The following is a 19,892-nucleotide window of genomic DNA, read 5'->3' as shown; positions in this document are numbered from 1 at the left end:
GCTTGCCGCCATGACCTCATCGAACGTACGCCCGCCCCAGCAAGACCGCAGCCGCCAGTCCCTGGAAAAAGTGCTCGCAGCAGCGCGTCAGCTGCTGTGTGAAAGCCTGACCGCGGACCTCACCCTGCACGACGTCAGCAAGACCGCCGGTGTCTCGATCGGCTCGATCTACGGCCGCTTCAAAGGCAAGGACGACTTGCTGCAGGTGGTGTTCGAGGATGCCCTGGAGACGATGGACCTGGAGTGGCAGAGCCTGATGAGCGACCTCGGTGCCCGCCCATTGACCCTGTCCGAGCGCTTGCCGCTGCTGGTCGACACCCTGGCCGAGCACCTGGCGCGGCATGCCGCGATCATCAAGCCGTTCATGAACCGTGCCGGCCACGCCGACATCGCCCGCAGTGGCAAGGCGGCCCACGCACGCATGGCGGATGCCTTCATCGCTCAGGTCCGCGCCCACCAGGCTGAAATTCGCCATCCGGACCCTGAGCGCGCCGTGAATTCCTGCTTCCGCATCATCTACTCGTCACTGGCCCGCTTCCTCGGCCTGGGCTCGGCGGCCGACGCTGCCGGCGAAGGCGACTGGACGCACCTGAAGCAAGATCTGGGCACCATGAGCGTGCTGTTCCTGACCCACTGACCGTCCCCCACCTCGGCTGAATGTTCGATTCGGATTGGCGTCGCCTACAAATTAGAATTAGAATTCTTATTTCATCCATTCGGGAGGTTTGCCCTTGAAGGCCATAGACCCGCACGCACGCGCTTTTCTCATATTGCTGGCTTCGGTGAGCGCCCTGGGCGCGCTTGCCATCGACATGGCGTTGCCGGCCAACGGCAGCACGGCCCTGGCACTGGGGATTGCCCCGGAAGCCATGGCCTGGTCGCTCAGCGTGTTTCTTGCAGGCTTCGCCGCTGCGCCGTTGCTGGCCGGCCCGCTAAGCGACCGCTTTGGTCGCAAGCCTGTACTGCTGGCTTCCCTGGCACTGTTCAGTGTGGCCAGCATCGGCTGCGCGTTGTCGGACAGCCTCGGCACATTGCTGGCCTGGCGGTTGCTGCAGGGCATCGGCGGTGGTGCTGGCAGGCCGGTCATCCTGGCGGTGATGCGCGACTGTTTCCAGGGTAGCCAGGCACGCAGCAAGCTGTCGTTCATGGCTGCCCTGGGCATGCTCGCGCCGCTGTTGGCGCCGGGCCTGGGCGCGGTGCTGATCGGCATTGCCAGCTGGCAGATGCTGTATGTGTTGCTGGCCGTCTACGGCATCGGGATCGGCCTGCTGTTTGCCCGTGGCTTCCAGGAAACCCTCGCCTCGCCCCTGCTGCAGTTCAGCCCAAGGTCGTTGGTCAGCGGTTACATGATGGCGCTCAGGGAACCACAGTTCCTCGCCGGCACCTTGGTCACTTCTGCCTCGTTCGCCTCGATTTTCGCCTATGTCGGCGCCGCGCCAAGCCTGTTCATCGACGACCTGGGGCTGAGCCCGGACCAGTTCGGCCTGACCTTCGGCGCCTGCTCGGCCGGGTTGATCGTGGGGGCTGTGAGCAATGGGCGCCTGAGCGCCAGGCATGTCGAGGCTCACACGCTGCTGCTCGCCGGCGCCGGGCTGGCCGTGGCGGGCTGTGCAGGGCTGGCTGTCTGCGCGGTTGCCGACGCCCGTTCTGTCTGGCCTTGGCTGGCTTCGATCATTGCGCTGACGATGTCTGGCGGCTTGGTCAGCGGCAATGCCACGCAATTGGCCTTGCAGCCTTTTCGGCAGCACGCGGGGAGCGCCAGCGCACTCATGAGTGCGTTACAGATGGGCGGCGCCTCGTTGGCAGGCGCGCTGGTGGCAGCCGTGGCGTCAATTGGCGCCGGCCCTTCGATGGTGATGGTCTGCGCCGCCTGCCAGGTGTTCATGCTTGGCGGCATCGTCTGGCTGCGCGCCCAGGCACGCCATGGGCTAGCGGCCAGCGCGACGGCCGAATCAGGGCACTGAAAAGTAAAAGGGCCTCCTGAACAGGAGGCCCTTTCATTCACCGCAGTGGCAACCTTTCACGCCGGGACCTTGCGCAATGCGTGCCCATGGCCCGACAGGGTGTAGGCGAAGATGGCCACCCCCAGTACCAGCCCCACGCAACCCAGCACCGAGAACGGCACCATGATGCTGCCCTCGGCCTGCACCCGCAGCAGGTTGACGAACAGCGGGCTGACGAACATCCCGGCGAAGAAGGCACTGGACCACGCCCCCATCGCCCGCCCGCGGTGCGCAGGCCCCACCAGCGATGCCACCCAGAAGATCATTGCGCTGACGGCCATGCCGGCACCCACCTGTTGCACCACCGCGCCTACGCCCATGGCCACGGTGCTCTGCGCCATGCCGATGACGATCATGCCGACGCCGATGAGCAGCAGGGTGACCGTAAGCACGCGCTCCGGCGTGGTGCGGCTGGAAACAAACCCGAACAACACAGCCCCCAATGGAACCGCAAGCGACGCCAGCGACATCAGCACGCCGATACGCTGGGGCGACGCGCCGTCCAGGGCATGGAACGCGCTGCCGGCGTTGATGGTATAGACGTAGTACACCACGGCAATCAGGAAGGTGAGCGAGCAGATGGTGGCGATGCGCAGCCAAGGGAACACCGTGTCATCGATCAACGGCTCGTCATCGTGGCGCTTGCCGGCATCCGGCTCGAACATCCACACCTTCATCGCCAGACCAAGCGGGAAGGCAATGGCGTAGATCCAGAACGCGCCATTCCAGGCCATGGCAGTCAGGTAGCCGGAACTGGCGATGACGGCTGCAGCCAGCGACGGCCCGATGAAGCCCTGAATGGCCAGCCAGAAGCGTCGCCGGCGGACGTTGAAGTAGTTGATCAGCATGGTGTTGGCCAGCGTCAGCACTACAGCCTCAGCCAAGCCCACGCCCAGGCGGCTGGCGAAGATCACGGCCAGTGACTCGCACCACAGCGGCATGGTGCCGCAAAAGCCGAACAGCACCGTGGCGCCGATCAGCAGGCGACGGCGCCCGAGCCGATCCGCCAGCAAGCCGGCGAACGGCGCGGTGAACGCGATCATCAGGCCAGGTGCGGTGATCATCAGCGGGATCAGCACCTGTGCGTACTGCACATCGGCGAAGTGCTCGATCAGGGTTGGCACCGCCGGCGCCAGCGAGACGATGGCAAGGATGGGCAAAAAGCCCGTCAACACCATGATGAGCCCCTGCGCCAACCCGGCGCGTTGAGCGGTTTCAGCTGCAGATTGGGTATTTCCCACGGTCTTCTCCTTCATTGTTCTTGTGGAGATGAAACAAGCTGGGCACGCAGCAAGGCGAATCGGACCAGGCCGATTCGCCTGCACTCGGGTCACCGACTCAGCGCGACATCCGTCTCGCAGGTGGTGACGGGCACGAACGGCAGGTAGGAGATGCGCAGCTTCTCGGCCAGTTTCAGGCGATGCTTGCCCTCGGTCAGGCCGCCGGGTTTGAGCACGATCAGCTCGGCTTTCTCACCGAAGTTCCAGCGGTCGTCATAGACGGTTTCCAGCTCATCCAGGCTCCAGCTTCGCCCGCGCACGCTAAAGCGGATGGCACTGCGCTCGACCGCCTCGCCATCGACGCTGATGGCGATATCTTCGATCATCGACAGGCCCAGACCGCGGTAATACGGCAGGCGGGCCAGGAAGCGGAAGCCGGTAACCTGGCCACCTTCGACGACGTTGTTGAAACCTTCCTGGCAAATCATGTGTTTATCGAACATGGGAACAATCCTCAGGCAGCCAGCGCGGCGGGCAGGTCTTCGTTGAGCAGCTTGCAGAACATGCGGTGTTGCAGGCGAACCTGATGCAGGCTATCGACTTCGGCGGCATCCTCGATCCAACGGTTGCCTTCGTACTCCGAGCACAGGTACCCCTCGTAGCCGCCCTTTTGCAGCACGCGCACGATTTCGTCGTAGGGGATCGACCACTCCTCCAGCGCCTCGGTCATCTCGTAGAATTTGGCGTGGATGTTGTGGATACGCGGCATGAAGTCGAGAATTCGCTTGGGCTCGAACGCTGCGTTGTGGCGCAGGGTCTCGGCCATCGCCATTTGCGGGCCCGGGCCCCACTTTTCCATCACATCGAGGATCACGTACTCGCTCAGGCGGCGGTCCTCGAAGCTTTTCTCGATGAAGTCCGCAGCCTCGGCCGGGCAGCCGTTGCGGATGAAGCGTTCTTTCCACACCCGGGGGTAACGGAACAGGAACATGCCCATGTCGGGCAAAAAGCCCAGCGCCTGGCTGCCGGAGCGCTCGTAGGCCTCGGCGTGGCGGATGATCCAGGGATGGTCGAAGTGCAGCGGTGCATGGACCTCCAGCAGGATCTTCAGCCCCAGTTCTTCGGCATAGGGGGCTGCCGCCACCAGCACTTGAGGGTCTACCGAAACCAGCGAACGGACGTATTTCATGCCCAGCCGCGCGGCAAACGCCAAGTCGTTGCGCACGCTGCGCACTTGCTCGTCGAACGGCATCGGCCGGCCCTTGTAGCGTTTGTAGTCAAGCATGAAATCGTGGCTGACCGGGACGGTGCCATGCTTTTTCATCAAGTGGTGCCAGTGCTCGATGGCGGTATCGGCCACGCCCTGTTCCGGCCAGCCGGCAAAGGTCTGCTCGCCGATGATCTCGATACCCATTGCGCCCATGTCGGCGCAATGGCGAATGCAGTCGGCCAGGTCCATCTTGCCGAGGAAGGTTTCGTTCTGGAAGCTGTACAGGCTGACGCCGCGTTTGATCTTGTTGTTCATGACGGTTTTCCTGAAGGGCTGTTACAGGCCGGTGGCTTGTCGCGCGCTGGCCAGCGATTGCAAGGAAGGCAGGGTGGGTTTGTATTCGAGGCCGATGGCTTGCTGGTAACCCAGCGCCTTGAGCCGTTGCAGCAGGTCGCTCCAGTCGAGTTGACCGGTGCCGGGCTCGTTGCGCCCCGGCAGATCGGCGATCTGCACGTGGCGCACCAGGTGCATGCGCCCGGCCAGCACCTCCTCCAGCGATTCATCCATCACGCTGGAGTGGTACACGTCGAACAGCAGCTTGAGATGTGGGCTGCCGATCGCTTCGATGATGTCCAGGGTTTCACGGGTGTCGTGGAGGAACATGCCGGGGTGATCGATGCGGGTGTTGAGCGGCTCGACCAGCAACTCGATACCCGCCGCCTCGGCCAGGCCTGCGGCCTCGGTCAATGCCTTGATCGCCGCGGCGCGCTGTTCGGCCCGGGATACGCCCTCGCGGGTGAAGCCAGAGGCCACGATCAGCGGTGGCGAGCCGACTTGCTGGCTGGCCACCAGGCTGTCACGCACCGCCTCGATGAACTCGCCATGCTGGGCCGGATCGACCAGGCTACGGCGCGGGTCGACGCAGAAACTGGTCAAGGTCACGCCGGTTTCACGCAGGGCTTGCGCCACCTTGTCCAAGGGCTTGTCGCGCCATAGGTGAAACTCGACATGGCTTAGGCCAGCGGCCTTCGCTGCGCGGATACGGTCGGCGAAATCCGGGCAGTCATCCTCAAAAAGCCATTCGATACAGGCTGATGGATACACGTTTACCTCCCTGTGCGGCGGTGCTGCACCGCCATTTTCATGAACGAGTATTCGTATTCTGATTATTGAGCAGTGAGCCATAACGATGGCACCTGCGCACAATCATTTATCTCGTGATTGCCTTATCACAGGCACCGATGATTGAGGGAACAGCGAATGCCATGCCCCCGCCTCCACTCGCCCCTGGTCATCGACATGGAGCGCCAGCTGCAGCCAGCCCTCGGTGCTGGAAGCACCTAGGGTCAGGCGATAGAGCCCGGGCCGCAAGCGCCAGCGCTGCCCCTGGCAATCCCAACGGGAAAAACTGCGCGCCTCGAGCACCAGGTTGGCAACCGCCCTCCCCATCGCCGGCACCTCCAGCGCCTGGAACGCTTCGAGGGAATACCGCCCTGGCTGCCCATGTTCGGGCGGGGCCTCAAGGTAGAGTTGCGGGACAGCCTTGCCCGGGCGGGCCGAGCTGTTGAGCAAGGACAAGCTTACGCGCAGGGCATCGACCCGCTCACCGGACAGTTGGGCCACATCGGGTTCGATCGAGGCATAACCCAGGCCATGGCCGAACGCGAAGGCCGGCTTGAGCGACTTCGCTGCAAAATGGCGATACCCCACCCACCATTGCTCGTGGTAACGAAGGCTGCCGGTCGCGCCCGGTGTCAGAGACCAGGCTGGGTAGTCCTGTTCCTCTGCGGCAAAGGTCACCGGCAAGCGCCCGCCCGGCTCGCGGTCACCGGCCAGCACCGACGCCAGTGCCGGGCCGAAGCCTTGCCCCGGGTACCAGGCGACGATCACCGCAGCGGCTTGCTTGAGGCAAGTGGTGTCGACCGGGTGGGCCACGTTGAGCACTACCACGGTACGCGGGTTGACCTCGCAGACCGAACGTATCAGCGCTTGCTGCGCGGCACTGAGCTGGGTGGTGTCGCGGTCGACGCTCTCCAATCCGGCGTCGGCGGTTTCCCCCACCATCAGCACCACACTGTCCACATCCCTTGCCAGCGCCACGGCCTGTTCGAGCAGCTCGCCCTGCTCGGGCGGCCGGCAGCCGAACCACAGGCCATGGGCCAGGCTGCGGCCAAGGTTCATCGAGAACTCGAGTGCAACCTGCTGGCCCGCCTCGAGCGCCACGTCCACCGTGGTGTGAGGGCTCTGCATCAGTTTGCCCATGATGTCACCGGACAAGGTGACGCCATCGAAGCCAGCCCGCAGCTGCCCGTCGATAAACAAACTGACCTCGCCCGTGCCACCGAGGAAGAAGCGATGCACACCCTTGCGTTGCGCTTGCATGACCGTGCGAACGGTGACGTTGGCGGTGCCTTCGAGCGACAGCAGGTCGCCCACACCGGGCATATGCTTGAACCAGATGAGTGATGAGGCGTGTCGGAACTCTTGATGCACCTGGCGCCCCTCGCCATCACGGAAGGTCACATTCAGGTTCAGCGGCTCCCGGGCTGCCCCGCGACTCAAGGTCAAAGGCGGGATCCGGTACTCGGCGACCACGCCTTCGGCATATTGCACTTGGTCAAACCGCGCCATGATCGACGCGACCGGCATTTCCGTCCCTGGGTCGAGGGCCACCTTGGCAAAGGTGCCGCCCTGGAAGCAGGGCTGGACGGCATTGGGGCCGATCACCGCTATGCGCTTGTCCTTGCCTGGATTGAGCGGCAGCAGGCCATCATTGCGCAGCAGCACCATACCGGCTGCGGCCGCGTCTTCGAGCACTTGCCTGCGCCTGGTTTCGGCAGTGGTGCTGGCGTCATACGGCAGTGGCTTGGCCACCCGTTCGGCCAGGCGCTGCAGGCGCTGAACCGCCTCTACCACGTACTTGCCGTTGGCTTGCGAATCGGCCAACGCTGCGCCCATGTGGCGAGCAGGCCCTGGCATTTCCAGGTCCAGCCCGGCCTTCAGGCTCGCGAGGCCATTGTGGGTGCCGAACCAGTCCGACATGACCAGACCATCCCAGCCAATGCCCTGCTTGAGCCAGCCGATCACTTGGTCCAGCTCGGCGCAACGCACCCCGTTGACGCTATTGTAAGCCGTCAGCATGCCCCATGCCCCGCGGCTGGCGGTGTATTCGAACGGGCGGAAGTACACCTCTCGCAGGGTTTGCTCGTCCACCGCCACATTCATGTTGCGCCGGTCGGTTTCCGAGTCGTTGCAGACCAGGTGCTTGACCACCGACGCCACGCCCCGCGACTGCACCCCGTCGGCCCAGGCGCCACCCAGGTGCGAGATCAACAGCGGATCTTCGCCGAACAATTCGAAGGCCCGGCCCGCCAGTGGGCTGCGCATCAGGTTGAGATTGGGTGCAAGGATACCCTGGATGCCCAGGCGCAGCGCCTCATCGCCCACCACCTGGCCAACCTGGCGTACCAACGCGACATCCCAGCTCGCTGCCAGCGCAAGGCCACAAGGGGTGAGCAATGCCAGGTCGCGCTCGTCGACCCGCCCGCCGGTAATGCCCATGGGGCCATCGGAAAGGCGCACGGACTTGAGCCCGATAGCCGGCAGCGGGTGGGTCGACCACATGTCCTGCCCCGCCGTGAGGTGCGCCATCTGGCGCCAATCGGCCCCCAGCCTATCCATGGCTGACCCTCTGCCCTGCGCCCTTGCGCTGCGGCGCCAATACCAGGCTCTGCTCGGCCAGCGTGGCCAGCGAGGCGGCCACTTGCGCGTCAGTGCAATGCCCGTGCGCATCGAACAGCGCTGCACCCGCGGTATTGAGCGTCACCCCCAACGGCGTCGGCCAGCCCCGCAGCGCATGGACGATGGAGCGCAAGGCGCCCAAGGTGGTGTTGCAACCTTGCCAGCCGGCTGCTGTGACAATGCAGCCTACCGCACGGCCATCCAGATAGACCCGGCTGTCCTGGCGCAGGTCTTCGAGCAGGTCGATGGCGTTTTTCACCAGCCCCGATACCCCACCGTGATACCCCGGAGTGGCGAAGATCACCCCGTCGGCGGCTCGTACGGCCTCGATCAAGGCCTGCTCGGCCGGCGTGCGCTCGCTCGTCTGCGGGTCGAAGGCGGGCAGCGCAGCCAGTTCCGAGCCACCGAACAGCAAGGTCCGCGCGCCCAGTTGCCGCGCACGCTCCAGCGCACAACGCAGCGCTTTCTCCGTGCTTGACCCTGGTCGTGTGGTGCCACCGATACCGACGATCAATGGCCGATCGGCATCGTGTAAATGAACGGTATGTTTCATGGCCTGAACCTCCCCTCAACGGAACTGCGGCATGACTTTGCGCGAGAACAGGTCCAGCGACTGATTGGCAAAGCCTATGCGCTGCTCGGTCAGCGGCCCGTTGGTAAAGCCCATCAGCACGTTGCCGATGCCCAGTTGCTGGTGCTTGTGCAGCTCCTCGGCCACCTGCTCCGGCGTGCCGTGCAGGCACCAGGTTCTGATCCACTCCGGGCTGAAGCAGTCCGGGTGCGGATGCAGCGACACCCCGCTGAGCACCTCTGCCCGCTTGTTGTAGTGGTACTCACGGTCAATGGCCTGCTTGTAAGCCTTGAGGATCTGCATCAGTTCCTCTTCCGCCTGTTCCGCGCTTGGGGCCAGGTGCACGCACTGATAGGTGTGGGTGGTCCACGACAGACAGTGCTCGATCACCTCTGGCGCATGCCCTGCTTCGTGCAGTGCATCTCGATAGCGGAGGAAGTAGCGGGTCAATTCCGAGAACGGATCGGCACTGGCCGCCACCGGCGGCGTAAACGCCGGGATGAAGGCCGGCCAACCTGAGTCGGCGGCACGTTGCATGCTGGTTTCGCGCAGGGCCACCGGCATGATGCGGTTGAATTTCTTCTGGTAGGCGGTCGGCACGATACGCTGCACGACGGCGCCCTTGTAATGCGCGGTCTCGAAGCTGATTGGTTCGTCCTCGATCTCCTTGTCCCAGAGGCGCTGCACCAGGTCGAGGTTCTCCTGCAACAGGGCCGAGGCCTGCTTGTAGTTGACGCCGAACCCGATCATTTCCTCCGGCGTGGTGCCACTGCCTACCCCTACCAGCAAGCGCCCATCGGTCAGTTGGTCGAGCAGGTTCACTCGCTCGGCAAAACGCACGGGGTGGTGCAACGGCACGGTGGTCACCGACATGCCGAAATGCACCCGCTTGAGCTGAGCGGCCAGATATGCCGCGAACATGAACGGGTCGCTGGACATCGGTGCATAGCCGGTGAAATGGTGGTCCGGCATGAATACCGCATCAAAGCCCAGGCGCTCGGCAGCGCGGGCGTGTTCCACCAAAGCGTCCATGACAAAACGGTCTTGCTCGGGGGCGGTCGAGCGACCGACCAGGAATGCTGAGAAGCGCATCATGTGTGTCCTCTTATTGTCATGATGAGTGACTGGAGCAAGCACTGCGGGGTCGGCGACAACCATTCAAACCCAACAACAGAATTAGAATTCTTATTCCAGTTGACCGAGAATAGTCAGGCTTTTGCAGACTCGTCAATTGGGGTTCGAGGAAAAAAACTGCCGCCAGTGCCAAATCGCCCCGCAGTAGCCGTGCCAGAGCGCTAGCCGATTTTCGGCAGCAACGGCGGCGGATCGGTACCGGAGTTGTTGAGAGGCACGAACAGGTCGCCTCAATCGCCACAAAGTCACTGATTCGATGGAACACCGGTCTCTGCCATACTGACCATGGCCTTTGTAGGCTGCTGTTTGATACGCCAGACGATGCAAATGTTGGTGAAATGCCACGAAAACATCATTAACGAGGGTCGCGCCATGCAGCCGGAGGCCGTTCGAGCCGGTAAGATGGGCGCCCCTTCAAGCAAATGCGGATTCCAATGTCCAACGACGCACCCAACGGCCCGGGCCGGCCCAAGGACCTGGCCAAGCGCGAGGCTATCCTCGAAGCCGCCAAGGCCCTGTTCCTCAGCCTTGGCTATGCCAACACCAGCATGGATGCGGTCGCTGCGGCGGCAGGTGTTTCAAAGCTCACGGTCTACAGCCACTTCACCGACAAGCAGACGCTGTTCGGCTCGGCGGTCATGGCGACCTGCCAGAACCAGTTGCCCGACTTGATCTTCGAATACCCCGAAGGGGCGCCGGTGGAGGATGTGCTGCTGAACATCGGCCGTAGTTTCCAGGCGCTGATCAGCAGCGACGAGGCGGTCAAGCTCAGCCGCCTGATCATGGCGCTGGGCAGCCAGGATCCGGGGTTTGGCGAGTACTTCTATGAGGCCGGACCGAAGCGCGTGCTGGCAGGGATGGAAGCGTTGCTGCGCGGGATCGACGAGCGCGGGCTGCTGCGGATTGCCAATCCGTTGAGTGCGGCGGAGCACTTCTTCTGCCTGATCAAGGGCGCGCCGGATTACCGTTTGCTGCTGGGCTGTGCCGGGCCACTGGAGGGGGATGAAGCCGAGGCCCATGTGCGTGAGGTGGTCGGCTTGTTCATACGGGCTTTCAAGGCCTGAGACGGCCTGTTCCGGCCCTTTCGCGGGACAAGCCCGCTCCCACAGGATCACCTCAACGCGGGGCTCAGCGGGATACCTGTGGGAGCGGGCTTGTCCCCGAACCACAGGATCACCTCAATGCAGGGCTCAGCGGGATACCTGTGGGAGCGGGCTTGTCCCCCGAACCACAGGATCACCTCAACGCAGGGCTCAGCGGGATACCTGTGGGAGCGGGCTTGTCCCGCGAAAGGGCCGGAGCAGGCGGTCAGGCCTTCAAGGCCTTCTTCGGGTAGATGTCATACCGGCTCGACTTGCCTTCCAGGCTATGGCTCGGCTTCGGCCCCTCAATGATCGGCGCCTTGCGCGGGCGTTTCACCACCACCCGGTGACTGGCCAGCGCCAGCGCCGCTTCGAGCAACGCCGGCGCATCCAGGTCATCGCCAACCAGCGGCCGGAACACCCGCATTTCCTTCTTCACCAGCGCACTCTTGTCGCGATGCGGGAACATCGGGTCGAGGTAGATCACCTGCGGCGGCTCGCCCTCCCAGGCGCGCATGCGTTCGATGGCATTGCCGGTAAGCAGGCGCATGCGGCCAACGATGGCCCCCACTTCTTCATCGCCTCGGGCCCGCGCAAGGCCATCTTCCAGCAACGCTGCAATCAGTGGCTGGCGCTCGATCAGGGTCATCTGGCAGCCCAGGCTGGCCAGCACGAACGCGTCCTTGCCCAAGCCCGCCGTGGCATCCAGCACCTGCGGCCGCACGCCCTGGGCGATACCGACCGCCTTGGCGATCATCTGCCCGTTGCCACCGCCGAACAGGCGCCGATGGGCGGCCTGGCCCTCGACGAAGTCGACCCGCACCGGCCCCGGTGCCTGCGGGCCCAGCTGCTGGATCTGCAACCCATCGGCGCCAACTTGCACGGCAAATCCGGCGGCCTCGTCCTCCAGCGGCAAGCCCAGGCGTTCGGCCCAGATGGCTGCCTGCGCCGCGTACTCCGGCGCCAGCGCCTCGACCCTCAGACCTGTGCCCTGCTCCTGCTCTTCCATCTCAACCCGCACTCGAAAAAATTGATGAAGCCCTTAATGAATCACCGGCCTCGGCCGATACAGGCAATATCCCGCTATTCTGCCAGAGCACAGCGCGCACGACTGCCATGTCAGAAACTCTTCCCATCGGTTTGACCTACTTGTCGCCTGTCGGCAACTACGGTCGGCAGAATACCCAGGCACTCGGGGGCGTCAGCCACCTGTGGCAGGATTTCTTTGCCCGGGCGATGGCCGAACAACAAGCGGAAGAACCGGACAGTGTCAGCCAGGCCATGGTCCAGTATGACCAGGCCAGCGGCGAGCCGATCGGTGGGGCCAAGGCCCTGGCCTTGATCGAAACCCAGCGCGCCTGCCCGGTGCAGGACACCATTGTCGCACCGCCCGAGCCGCTGTTCCTGCCCAAGGCGGAACTTGAGGCCAACCTGCTGGAGCCGGCGCCGGAGCCGTTCAGCGTTGCCGAGATGATCCAGCAGCAGCGCCAGCTCGACATCAGCAACAACTGGCTGCGTCCGATTGTCATGAGCCAGGGTCAGCCACTGGCAGAGCCCGGCCCGGCACCCTCCCCGCGCCCGCTGCACCTGCCAATTGCCGAGTTCGAGATGAACCTGCTCGACCCCGCGCCAGAGCCATACGACGAGGCGACCCTGGCCAAGCAGCAGAACGACCTGGAATTCGACATGCACTGGGCTCGCCCGGTGGTGCTGAACAACGTTCGCGTGCACGCCTGAGGTCAGCGGCAGACCTGCCAACGCCCCATATCCAGATGAAAGTGATTGTGATGGGCGGCGTTGTAGTCCGGCCCCAGCACCGTGCTGAAACTGTCGCAGGCCGCTTGCCGCACCTGCCTCAGAAATTCGCCCTTCTGCCCACTCGCCTGCCAGTCCCGCGCCAGCACGATGCGCTGACCGTCCGCCAGGCGAAAGCCGCTGATGTCCAGCGCGTTAGCCGTAGCATGCTGGCTCAGGCGCCCCTGCTTGCGGTTGTAGACATTGCGGCAGGCAAAACTGCCCAGGTGATCCACCTGCACCACAGGCTGGCCGAATACCTTTTGCGCAGCCGCTTGCAGCCCATGCTGCTCGAACAGCGCATAAGCCACTGCCAATGGGCAACTGGCAAGGAAGCTGCTGCTCAGCCGGGCTTGGCCTTGTTCAATGCGCCACACATTCTGCAGCGGGCAGTTGGCTGATGCCGGGCTGTCGGCTTGCGCCCGGTAACGCAGGCCGGAAGTCTCCAGCGTCTGGCGGCACAAGCCTGGGTCGTTGCGCAGCCGCGACAGCTTGTAGGTTGTCAGCCAGTTGGCCGGCTGACGCACATCCAGCGTCGCCCAGGGGTTCCAGGCGTCCGGCAGGCGCCAGCCGAACTGCCAGGCCAGGCCCACCGTCAACATTAGCAGGCCGCACAACAGCATCAGTGCGCGCATGACGCCTCAGCGGCGGAACAGGTCGTTGAGCTGGGCGAACGGCAAAGCCTGTTCGCCATAACTGAAAGTACCGTGATCGCGAATTTCCAAAGCCGCGCGCTGCAATGCACCCAACGCTGCACGCGCCAGTGACGAACCTACGCTGATGCGGCGCACGCCCAGGTCCTGCAGCTGGTTGACGCTCAATGGCACCCCCGCCAGGCCCATCAGCACGTTGACCGGCTTTGGCGCCACGGCCTGCACCACCGCACGTACCTCATCGGCACTGCGCAGCCCCGGCGCATAGAGCACGTCAGCCCCCGCCTCGGCGAAGGCCTGCAGGCGCAGGATGGTGTCGTCCAGGTCCATGCGCCCGTGCAGCAGGTTTTCTGCACGGGCACACAGGGTGAACGGGAATGGCAGGCTGCGCGCGGCCTGCACGGCGGCCCGCACCCGCGACACGGCCAGATCGAAGTCATAGATCGGCGCGTCGGCGCGGCCGCTGGCATCTTCGATCGAACCGCCGACCAGCCCCGCTTCGGCGGCACGCAGGATGGTCTGTGCGCAGTCCTCGGGCAGGTCGCCAAAACCGTTTTCCAGGTCGGCGGCGACCGGCAAAGGCGTGGCATCGACGATCAGCGCGGCATTGTCCAGGGTTTCATCCAGGCTCAAGGCGCCTTCGGCATCCGGCCGCCCGAGGCTGAAGGCCAGGCCCGCGCTGGTGGTGGCCAACGCTTCGAAGCCGAGGCTGGCCAGCAGCTTGGCGGAACCGGCATCCCAGGGGTTGGGAATGACGAAAGCGCCGTCACGCTCGTGCAGTGCCTTGAAGGCTTCGGCTCGCAGGGTCTGTACATCCATGGTCACAACCTCCGGGGTCAGGGAAAGGTCAGAGTAGCCCCAGTTGTTCGACCTCGGGGGCGCGTGGCAATTCAGGCAAAGGCGCCAAACCAGGCAAGCGCGCCATCAGCCGCTGGTGGAAGCGCTGAGCCAGCGCGGCGGCCAGGCGGTTGTCGGAGGTGTGCAGGAACACATACGGGCTGCGCCCCTCCTCGATCCAGGCGGCGACCTTGTCGACCCAGGGGGTAAGGAAGGTTTCGTTTGCCTCAAGCTGCGGATGGCCGATGAAGCGCACCTGCGGGTGCTGGCTGAAGGCAGCGGGGCGCGGGGGGACCTTGGGCTTTTTCGACTGCGCGTGCAGCACGGCAGGGTCACGTGAGGTGCAACTAAACAGGGCGCGGGGGTCGAGGCAGATGCGCTCCACGCCGCGCTCGTGCAGCAGGCGGTTGAGCAGCCGCTCTTCCTCACCCTTGGCGAAGAACGCCGGGTGGCGCACCTCCACGGCCACCGGTACGCCGATTTCGTCAAGGAAGTGGCACAGCTCGCCGAGCCGTGCAGGGCCGAACTGGGCTGACAACTGCAGCCAGTACGGCGATACGCGCTGGCCCAGTGGCGCAAGCAGGCGGGTAAAGTCGAAGGCAGGTTCCAGCTGATCACGCAGGTCAGCTTCGTGGCTGATATCCCGGGGAAACTTGGCGGTGAAACGGAAGTGCGCGGGCATCAACTGCGCCCAGCGGGCAATGGTACCGGGTGCAGGGCGCGCATAGAACGTGGTATTGCCCTCGACGGCGTTGAACACCTGGCTGTAGTAGCCAAGCATTTCGCCAGTGCTGGCGTCGGCGGGATACAGGTAGTCGCGCCAGGCGGTTTCGCTCCAGGACGGACAACCCACAAAATAGGGCAGGGATGACGGATTCATCCATCAAATGTACAGGTCGAGCCCCAGTACTTCCATGTCCCAATCGCTGAAACCGGCCGTGCTGAGGTAGCTGGCCAGCGCCGTGGCGGTGCGCCGGTCACGGGCGCGAGGGAACACCATGTCTTGCTGGCGCGCCGGCAGGCCTGCCGGGCGACGGCGGGCAGCCGCTTCCTGGATGGCTTCGCTCTCTTCGATCAGCTCGGCATCGTCGACGCTCTCGTCGCGCACCGCTGCCTTGCGCGGCGTGCGCTTGATCGGGTAGGACTGCGATGAGAAACCGTCGATACGCATGGCGTGAGCACTCAGGACCAATGATGGCAATCTAGCAGCATCAGAGTTCCGTCGCTAATGCTCGATTGATAACTGGACCACAGTTTGCGCCGAAGGTTTTATCGTCAACCGCGATAACCGACGAACAGCACTCAGCGCGCCTTGGGTGTGGCTACATTATCGCGCAAGTAAACCGGCTGCGCCTGTTCGGCGACGATTGCCTCGCCACGTGCCCAGGCAAAGCTGGCCAGGCTGAGGATGTCCAGCGCATTGGGCAGTGCCGCGGGGTTGCTGGCACTGGCCTGCACCGCCAGGCGCTCGGCATAGCCCCAGCCGGTACCGGCACCGAACCAGTCACCGCTGCTGCCCTCTGGCAGCGCCACGCGCTCAGGCGCCAGGACTGCTTCCAGGCCCTGCAGGCGCATCTCGCCGGCCTCGGCCTTGTAGCACCCCCAGTACACTTCATCCATGCGCGCATCGATGGCCGCTGCCACCTGTTGCACACCGTGCTCACGCAGCGCGCCCTGGGCCAGCGCAGCCAGGTTGGACACCGGCAGCACCGGGCGCTCCAGCGCAAACGCCAGGCCCTGCACCACACCAATGGCAATGCGCACGCCGGTGAATGCACCCGGGCCACGGCCAAAGGCGATGGCATCCAGTGCATTCAGCGCCACGCCGGCATCCGCCAGCAGCTGCTTGATCATCGGCAGCAGCTTCTGCGCATGCATGCGCGGGATCACCTCGTAATGGCTGGTCACCTTGCCGTCATGCAGCAGCGCGACGGAACAGGCTTCGGTGGCGGTATCCAGGGCCAGCAGGGTGGTCATCGAACAGGTATCCAGGTGCTAGGGAAAAGAGCGGCAGTATAAACGACAACGGCCCGCAAGCGGGCCGTGGTGACGCATGGGGTTGGATCAGCTCAGCGCTGCCAGCACCTTGGCGGTGATCGACTCGACCGAACCGACGCCTTCGATGTGGCTGTACTTTGGCTTGCCCGCATTGGCAGCCGAGAGCTTCTGGTAGAAGTCCACCAGCGGCTTGGTCTGGCTGTGGTAGACCGACAGGCGGTGACGCACGGTTTCTTCCTTGTCGTCGTCGCGCTGGATCAGGTCTTCGCCGGTGACGTCGTCCTTGCCTTCCACTTTCGGCGGGTTGTACTGAATGTGGTAGGTGCGGCCCGAGGCCAGGTGCACACGGCGGCCCGCCATACGGCCGACGATTTCTTCGTCGTCGACGGCGATTTCAACCACGGCGTCGATGTCCACGCCTGCGGCAACCATGGCTTCAGCCTGCGGAATGGTGCGCGGGAAGCCGTCGAACAGGCAGCCATTGGCGCAATCCGGCTGGGCGATACGCTCCTTGACCAGGCTGATAATCAGCTCGTCGGAGACCAGCTGGCCGGCATCCATGACTTTCTTCAGTTCCAGGCCCAGTGGGGTACCGGCCTTGACGGCGGCACGCAGCATGTCACCGGTGGAGATCTGTGGAATACCGAACTTCTCGGTGATGAACTTTGCCTGAGTACCTTTACCGGCCCCGGGAGCTCCCAGCAGAATTACGCGCATCTCGTGCTCCTCAAATTTTTTTATGAAATTCAATGGATTCGGCAATCGAGGCCAAGTCCGGAAAATCGGGTATGACCATAAAACGGTCAGAAGGCTGCTCAAGATACACAGCGCCCGGCAGCCAGACAAGCGTCCCAAAGTTGCAGCAATGCGCCATTTGTAACCAGAGCCGCAGGTGGTTGCGCCCGGCGCAACCACCCTCCCCGCCCTGTTCTGGCCCATTCCTTGCCGAGTGGCAAGGGCCGCAGCAGCAGGCCTCAACCGGTGTTGCGCAAGCCTGCGGCAATGCCTGCCACGGTCACCAGCAAGGCCTGCTCCAACGGGCTGTCCAGAGCGGCTTCGCGGCGGCGCGAACGGGCCAGCAACTCGGCCTGCAAGCGGTGCAGCGGGTCCAGATAGGTATTGCGCAGGCTGATGAATTCCAGGGTCTCCGGGCTGTGTGCCAGTAGCACCGGCTGACCGGTCAGGCCCAGTACCACCTGGCACGACTGCGACAATAGGTCGCGCAGGTGCGCACCAAGCGCAAGCAACTCTGGTTGCACTAGACGTTCGTCGTAGGCCTTGGCAATTTCTGCGTCGGCCTTGGCCAGAACCATCTCCAGCATGTCGATACGCGTGCGGAAGAACGGCCACTGCTCGCGCATCTGCGCCAGCAACTCGCCCTGGCCACGCGCCAAGGCATTGCTCAGGGCCGTTTCCCAACCCAGCCAGGCCGGCAACATCAGGCGTGTCTGGGTCCAGCCGAAGATCCACGGGATCGCCCGCAAGCTTTCGATACCACCGGCACGGCGCTTGGCCGGGCGGCTGCCCAACGGCAGGCGGCCCAGTTCCTGCTCGGGCGTGGACTGGCGGAAGTATTCGACGAAGTCCGGGTTTTCCCGCACCACGCCACGGTAGGCCTTGAGGCCATCGGCCGCCAGCTGGTCCATCAGTGCGCGCCAGGCCGGTTCTGGAGGCGGTGGTGGCAGCAAGGTGGCTTCGAGCACGGCGGCCAGGTAAAGGTTGAGGTTCTGCTCGGCGATGCCCGGCAAGCCGAACTTGAAGCGGATCATCTCACCCTGCTCAGTGGTGCGAAACCGCCCTGCCACCGAGCCTGGCGGCTGCGACAGGATCGCCGCATGGGCCGGGCCGCCGCCACGGCCGACGGTCCCACCACGGCCATGGAACAGCAGCAGCTCGACCTGATGCTCGCGGCAGATGCGCACCAGGTTTTCCTGGGCGCGGTACTGGGCCCAGGCGGCCGCCGTGGTGCCAGCGTCCTTGGCCGAGTCGGAGTAGCCGATCATCACTTCCTGCGGCCCGCGCAGGCTGGCGCGGTAGCCCGGCAGGCCAAGCAGGCGCTGCATCACCGGCCCGGCGTTATCCAGATCGGCCAGGGTCTCGAACAGTGGCACCACGCGCATCGGCCGGGTCAGGCCGGCTTCCTTGAGCAGCAGTTGCACGGCCAGCACATCGGAGGCGGCGCCCGCCATCGAAATCACGTAGGAACCCAGCGAGGCGCCCGGTGCAGCGGCAATCTCACGGCAGGTAGCCAGCACTTCCGCCGTCTCTGCCTGCGGTTTGAAGTGCGCCGGCAGCAAAGGCCTGCGGTTCTTCAGCTCGGCCTGGAGAAATTCGATACGTTGTTCTTCGTCCCAGTCGGCATAACTGCCCAAGCCCAGGTAATCGGTGATTTCGGCCAGTGCGTCACAGTGCCGGGCTGCGTCCTGGCGCACGTCCAGGCGGCCGAGGAACAGGCCGAAGGTAACCGCCCGGCGCAGGCTGTCGAGCAACGGGCCATCGGCGATCACGCCCATGCCGCACTCATGCAGCGACTGATAGCACAGCTCCAGCGGGGCGATCAGGTCACGGTTGTCCACCAGCACCTCGGCGCTGGGCGGCTGGCTGCTGGTCAACGCGACCTGGGCCCAGGCACGGGTCGCGCGCAGGCGGTCGCGCAACTGCTTGAGCAGCGCCCGGTACGGCTCGGCACTGTCACCGACCCGCTCACGCAATGCCTGGCTGGCCTGCTGCATGGACAGCTCGGCCGCCAGCGCATCGACATCACGCAGGAACAGGTCAGCCGCCATCCAGCGGGCCAGCAGCAGCACTTCACGGGTCACAGCAGCCGTGACATTAGGGTTGCCGTCACGGTCACCGCCCATCCACGAGGCGAAACGGATGGGCGCGGCTTCCAGCGGCAGGCGCAGGCCGGTGGCCTCGAACAGTGCCTTGTCGACCTTGCGCAAGTGGTTGGGAATGGCATGCCACAGCGAGTGCTCGATCACCGCGAAGCCCCATTTGGCCTCGTCCACCGGGGTTGGCCGGGTACGGCGTATTTCCTCGGTGTGCCACGCCTCGGCGATCAGCCGGCGCAGGCGCTCGCGCACCTGCTGGCGCTCGGCGGGGGTCAGGTCGCGATGATCCTGCACGGCCAACTGGCCGGCGATGGCATCGTATTTCTGGATCAATGTGCGCCGTGCCACTTCGGTGGGGTGTGCGGTCAGCACCAGCTGGATATCGAGCTTGGCCAGTTGCCGGGCCAGGGCGTCATCCTTGTGCCCGGCCTGCTTCAACCGCGCCAGCAGTTCGGGCAACACCCGCGCTTCGAACGGTTCTGGCTGGCCAGCATCGCGCCGGCGGATCAGCTGATACTGCTCGGCCATGTTGGCCAGGTTGAGGAACTGGTTGAAGGCCCGCGCCACCGGCAGCAGGTCTTCTTCGGCAAGGTCCGCCAGGGTCGAGCTCAACTGCTCGCCAGCGCTGCGGCGGTCGGCCTTGGCACTGTGGCGGATGTCCTCGATCTTCTGCAGGAACGCCTCACCGTGCTGCTGGCGGATGGTCTCGCCCAGCAACTCCCCCAACACATGGACATCTTCACGCAAGCGCACATCGATATCAGTCATTGGCCCTCTCTTCGGCGCGGCTCGCCCGCACTCTGCTCAGGAAACAG

At 64.4% G+C, this 19,892-nt stretch carries 19 protein-coding genes; 4 read left to right on the top strand and 15 right to left on the bottom strand.

The genetic code is table 11. The annotated features are described in order from the left end of the window. Positions 1 to 10: 10 nt before the first annotated feature. Both OCX61_RS05480 and OCX61_RS05475 read left to right on the top strand, forming a co-directional pair. Positions 11 to 637, top strand: a complete 627-nt coding sequence (locus tag OCX61_RS05480) for a TetR/AcrR family transcriptional regulator (protein WP_261942934.1) — start codon at positions 11 to 13, stop codon at positions 635 to 637. A gap of 94 nt (positions 638 to 731) precedes the next feature. Next, a complete protein-coding gene (locus OCX61_RS05475; protein WP_261942933.1) occupies positions 732 to 1,964 on the top strand; it encodes a multidrug effflux MFS transporter in 1,233 nt (410 codons plus the stop codon). 56 nt (positions 1,965 to 2,020) lie between these two features. Here OCX61_RS05475 and OCX61_RS05470 read toward each other — a convergent pair whose 3' ends face one another. The 7 genes from OCX61_RS05470 to OCX61_RS05440 form a co-directional block, all read right to left on the bottom strand. Further along, a complete protein-coding gene (locus tag OCX61_RS05470; protein ID WP_261942932.1) occupies positions 2,021 to 3,244 on the bottom strand; it encodes an MFS transporter in 1,224 nt (407 codons plus the stop codon). Between the two features lie 89 nt (positions 3,245 to 3,333). Further along, entirely contained in the window at positions 3,334 to 3,726 is a 393-nt protein-coding gene (locus OCX61_RS05465) for a C-glycoside deglycosidase beta subunit domain-containing protein (RefSeq protein ID WP_261942931.1), read from the bottom strand. A gap of 11 nt (positions 3,727 to 3,737) precedes the next feature. Continuing rightward, positions 3,738 to 4,748 (bottom strand): sugar phosphate isomerase/epimerase family protein, encoded by a 1,011-nt coding sequence (locus OCX61_RS05460; RefSeq protein ID WP_261942930.1) that lies wholly within the window; start codon positions 4,746 to 4,748, stop codon positions 3,738 to 3,740. 21 nt (positions 4,749 to 4,769) lie between these two features. After that, on the bottom strand, positions 4,770 to 5,537 hold the full coding sequence (locus OCX61_RS05455) for a TIM barrel protein (protein ID WP_261942929.1): 768 nt from the start codon (positions 5,535 to 5,537) through the stop codon (positions 4,770 to 4,772). Between the two features lie 102 nt (positions 5,538 to 5,639). Next, positions 5,640 to 8,114, bottom strand: coding sequence for a beta-glucosidase family protein (locus OCX61_RS05450; RefSeq protein WP_261942928.1), 2,475 nt, complete (start codon positions 8,112 to 8,114; stop codon positions 5,640 to 5,642). Then, positions 8,107 to 8,727 (bottom strand): NADPH-dependent FMN reductase, encoded by a 621-nt coding sequence (locus OCX61_RS05445; RefSeq protein ID WP_261942927.1) that lies wholly within the window; start codon positions 8,725 to 8,727, stop codon positions 8,107 to 8,109. The genes OCX61_RS05450 and OCX61_RS05445 overlap by 8 nt, the downstream gene beginning before the upstream one ends. Before the next feature lie 15 nt (positions 8,728 to 8,742). After that, entirely contained in the window at positions 8,743 to 9,837 is a 1,095-nt protein-coding gene (locus OCX61_RS05440; protein ID WP_261942926.1) for an LLM class flavin-dependent oxidoreductase, read from the bottom strand. A 464-nt stretch (positions 9,838 to 10,301) separates the two neighbouring features. On the opposite strand from OCX61_RS05440, the gene OCX61_RS05435 reads away from it, so the two are divergent. Next, complete coding sequence (locus tag OCX61_RS05435; protein ID WP_261942925.1) at positions 10,302 to 10,943, top strand: TetR/AcrR family transcriptional regulator; 642 nt, start codon at positions 10,302 to 10,304, stop codon at positions 10,941 to 10,943. A 244-nt stretch (positions 10,944 to 11,187) separates the two neighbouring features. Here OCX61_RS05435 and OCX61_RS05430 read toward each other — a convergent pair whose 3' ends face one another. Then, positions 11,188 to 11,970: a class I SAM-dependent methyltransferase gene (locus OCX61_RS05430; RefSeq protein ID WP_261942924.1), complete on the bottom strand. Its 783-nt coding sequence runs from the start codon at positions 11,968 to 11,970 to the stop codon at positions 11,188 to 11,190. A 107-nt stretch (positions 11,971 to 12,077) separates the two neighbouring features. Here OCX61_RS05430 and OCX61_RS05425 point away from each other — a divergent pair, with 107 nt between their 5' ends. After that, positions 12,078 to 12,698: an energy transducer TonB gene (locus tag OCX61_RS05425; protein WP_261942923.1), complete on the top strand. Its 621-nt coding sequence runs from the start codon at positions 12,078 to 12,080 to the stop codon at positions 12,696 to 12,698. Between the two features lie 2 nt (positions 12,699 to 12,700). Here the strand turns inward: OCX61_RS05425 and OCX61_RS05420 are convergent, their stop codons facing one another. The 7 genes from OCX61_RS05420 to ppc all read right to left on the bottom strand — a co-directional run bounded on the left by OCX61_RS05420 (position 12,701) and on the right by ppc (position 19,845). After that, on the bottom strand, positions 12,701 to 13,390 hold the full coding sequence (locus OCX61_RS05420; protein WP_261942922.1) for an extensin-like domain-containing protein: 690 nt from the start codon (positions 13,388 to 13,390) through the stop codon (positions 12,701 to 12,703). 6 nt (positions 13,391 to 13,396) lie between these two features. Then, complete coding sequence (locus tag OCX61_RS05415) at positions 13,397 to 14,227, bottom strand: isocitrate lyase/PEP mutase family protein (RefSeq protein ID WP_261942921.1); 831 nt, start codon at positions 14,225 to 14,227, stop codon at positions 13,397 to 13,399. A gap of 28 nt (positions 14,228 to 14,255) precedes the next feature. Further along, positions 14,256 to 15,125, bottom strand: coding sequence for a DUF72 domain-containing protein (locus OCX61_RS05410; RefSeq protein WP_261942920.1), 870 nt, complete (start codon positions 15,123 to 15,125; stop codon positions 14,256 to 14,258). Between the two features lie 3 nt (positions 15,126 to 15,128). Beyond that, positions 15,129 to 15,416, bottom strand: a complete 288-nt coding sequence (locus tag OCX61_RS05405; protein WP_261942919.1) for a hypothetical protein — start codon at positions 15,414 to 15,416, stop codon at positions 15,129 to 15,131. 131 nt (positions 15,417 to 15,547) lie between these two features. Then, positions 15,548 to 16,222, bottom strand: a complete 675-nt coding sequence (gene tsaB, locus OCX61_RS05400) for a tRNA (adenosine(37)-N6)-threonylcarbamoyltransferase complex dimerization subunit type 1 TsaB (RefSeq protein ID WP_261942918.1) — start codon at positions 16,220 to 16,222, stop codon at positions 15,548 to 15,550. Positions 16,223 to 16,309: 87 nt separating this feature from the next. Next, positions 16,310 to 16,960 carry an adenylate kinase gene (adk, locus tag OCX61_RS05395; protein ID WP_028691565.1) on the bottom strand — a complete coding sequence of 217 codons (651 nt, stop codon included), beginning with the start codon at positions 16,958 to 16,960 and terminating at the stop codon, positions 16,310 to 16,312. 257 nt (positions 16,961 to 17,217) lie between these two features. Continuing rightward, complete coding sequence (gene ppc, locus OCX61_RS05390) at positions 17,218 to 19,845, bottom strand: phosphoenolpyruvate carboxylase (protein ID WP_261942917.1); 2,628 nt, start codon at positions 19,843 to 19,845, stop codon at positions 17,218 to 17,220. Positions 19,846 to 19,892: the final 47 nt, after the last annotated feature.

The sequence above is a fragment of the Pseudomonas sp. LRP2-20 genome (assembly GCF_024349685.1).
Lineage (GTDB): Bacteria > Pseudomonadota > Gammaproteobacteria > Pseudomonadales > Pseudomonadaceae > Aquipseudomonas.
Note: the sequence above shows the minus strand (reverse complement) of the source record. Positions and strands in the feature narration are given on the sequence as shown.

Excerpts from the sequence above, each read along its gene's own strand:
- OCX61_RS05480 (WP_261942934.1), top strand. The coding sequence starts at position 11 with ATGACCTCATCGAACGTACGCCCGCCCCAGCAAGACCGCAGCCGCCAG.
- OCX61_RS05465 (WP_261942931.1), bottom strand. The coding sequence starts at position 3,726 with ATGTTCGATAAACACATGATTTGCCAGGAAGGTTTCAACAACGTCGTC.
- OCX61_RS05460 (WP_261942930.1), bottom strand. The coding sequence starts at position 4,748 with ATGAACAACAAGATCAAACGCGGCGTCAGCCTGTACAGCTTCCAGAAC.
- OCX61_RS05450 (WP_261942928.1), bottom strand. The coding sequence starts at position 8,114 with ATGGATAGGCTGGGGGCCGATTGGCGCCAGATGGCGCACCTCACGGCG.
- OCX61_RS05445 (WP_261942927.1), bottom strand. The coding sequence starts at position 8,727 with ATGAAACATACCGTTCATTTACACGATGCCGATCGGCCATTGATCGTC.
- OCX61_RS05440 (WP_261942926.1), bottom strand. The coding sequence starts at position 9,837 with ATGCGCTTCTCAGCATTCCTGGTCGGTCGCTCGACCGCCCCCGAGCAA.
- OCX61_RS05435 (WP_261942925.1), top strand. The coding sequence starts at position 10,302 with ATGCGGATTCCAATGTCCAACGACGCACCCAACGGCCCGGGCCGGCCC.
- OCX61_RS05430 (WP_261942924.1), bottom strand. The coding sequence starts at position 11,970 with ATGGAAGAGCAGGAGCAGGGCACAGGTCTGAGGGTCGAGGCGCTGGCG.
- OCX61_RS05425 (WP_261942923.1), top strand. The coding sequence starts at position 12,078 with ATGTCAGAAACTCTTCCCATCGGTTTGACCTACTTGTCGCCTGTCGGC.
- OCX61_RS05420 (WP_261942922.1), bottom strand. The coding sequence starts at position 13,390 with ATGCGCGCACTGATGCTGTTGTGCGGCCTGCTAATGTTGACGGTGGGC.
- OCX61_RS05415 (WP_261942921.1), bottom strand. The coding sequence starts at position 14,227 with ATGGATGTACAGACCCTGCGAGCCGAAGCCTTCAAGGCACTGCACGAG.
- OCX61_RS05410 (WP_261942920.1), bottom strand. The coding sequence starts at position 15,125 with ATGAATCCGTCATCCCTGCCCTATTTTGTGGGTTGTCCGTCCTGGAGC.
- OCX61_RS05405 (WP_261942919.1), bottom strand. The coding sequence starts at position 15,416 with ATGCGTATCGACGGTTTCTCATCGCAGTCCTACCCGATCAAGCGCACG.
- tsaB (WP_261942918.1), bottom strand. The coding sequence starts at position 16,222 with ATGACCACCCTGCTGGCCCTGGATACCGCCACCGAAGCCTGTTCCGTC.
- adk (WP_028691565.1), bottom strand. The coding sequence starts at position 16,960 with ATGCGCGTAATTCTGCTGGGAGCTCCCGGGGCCGGTAAAGGTACTCAG.
- ppc (WP_261942917.1), bottom strand. The coding sequence starts at position 19,845 with ATGACTGATATCGATGTGCGCTTGCGTGAAGATGTCCATGTGTTGGGG.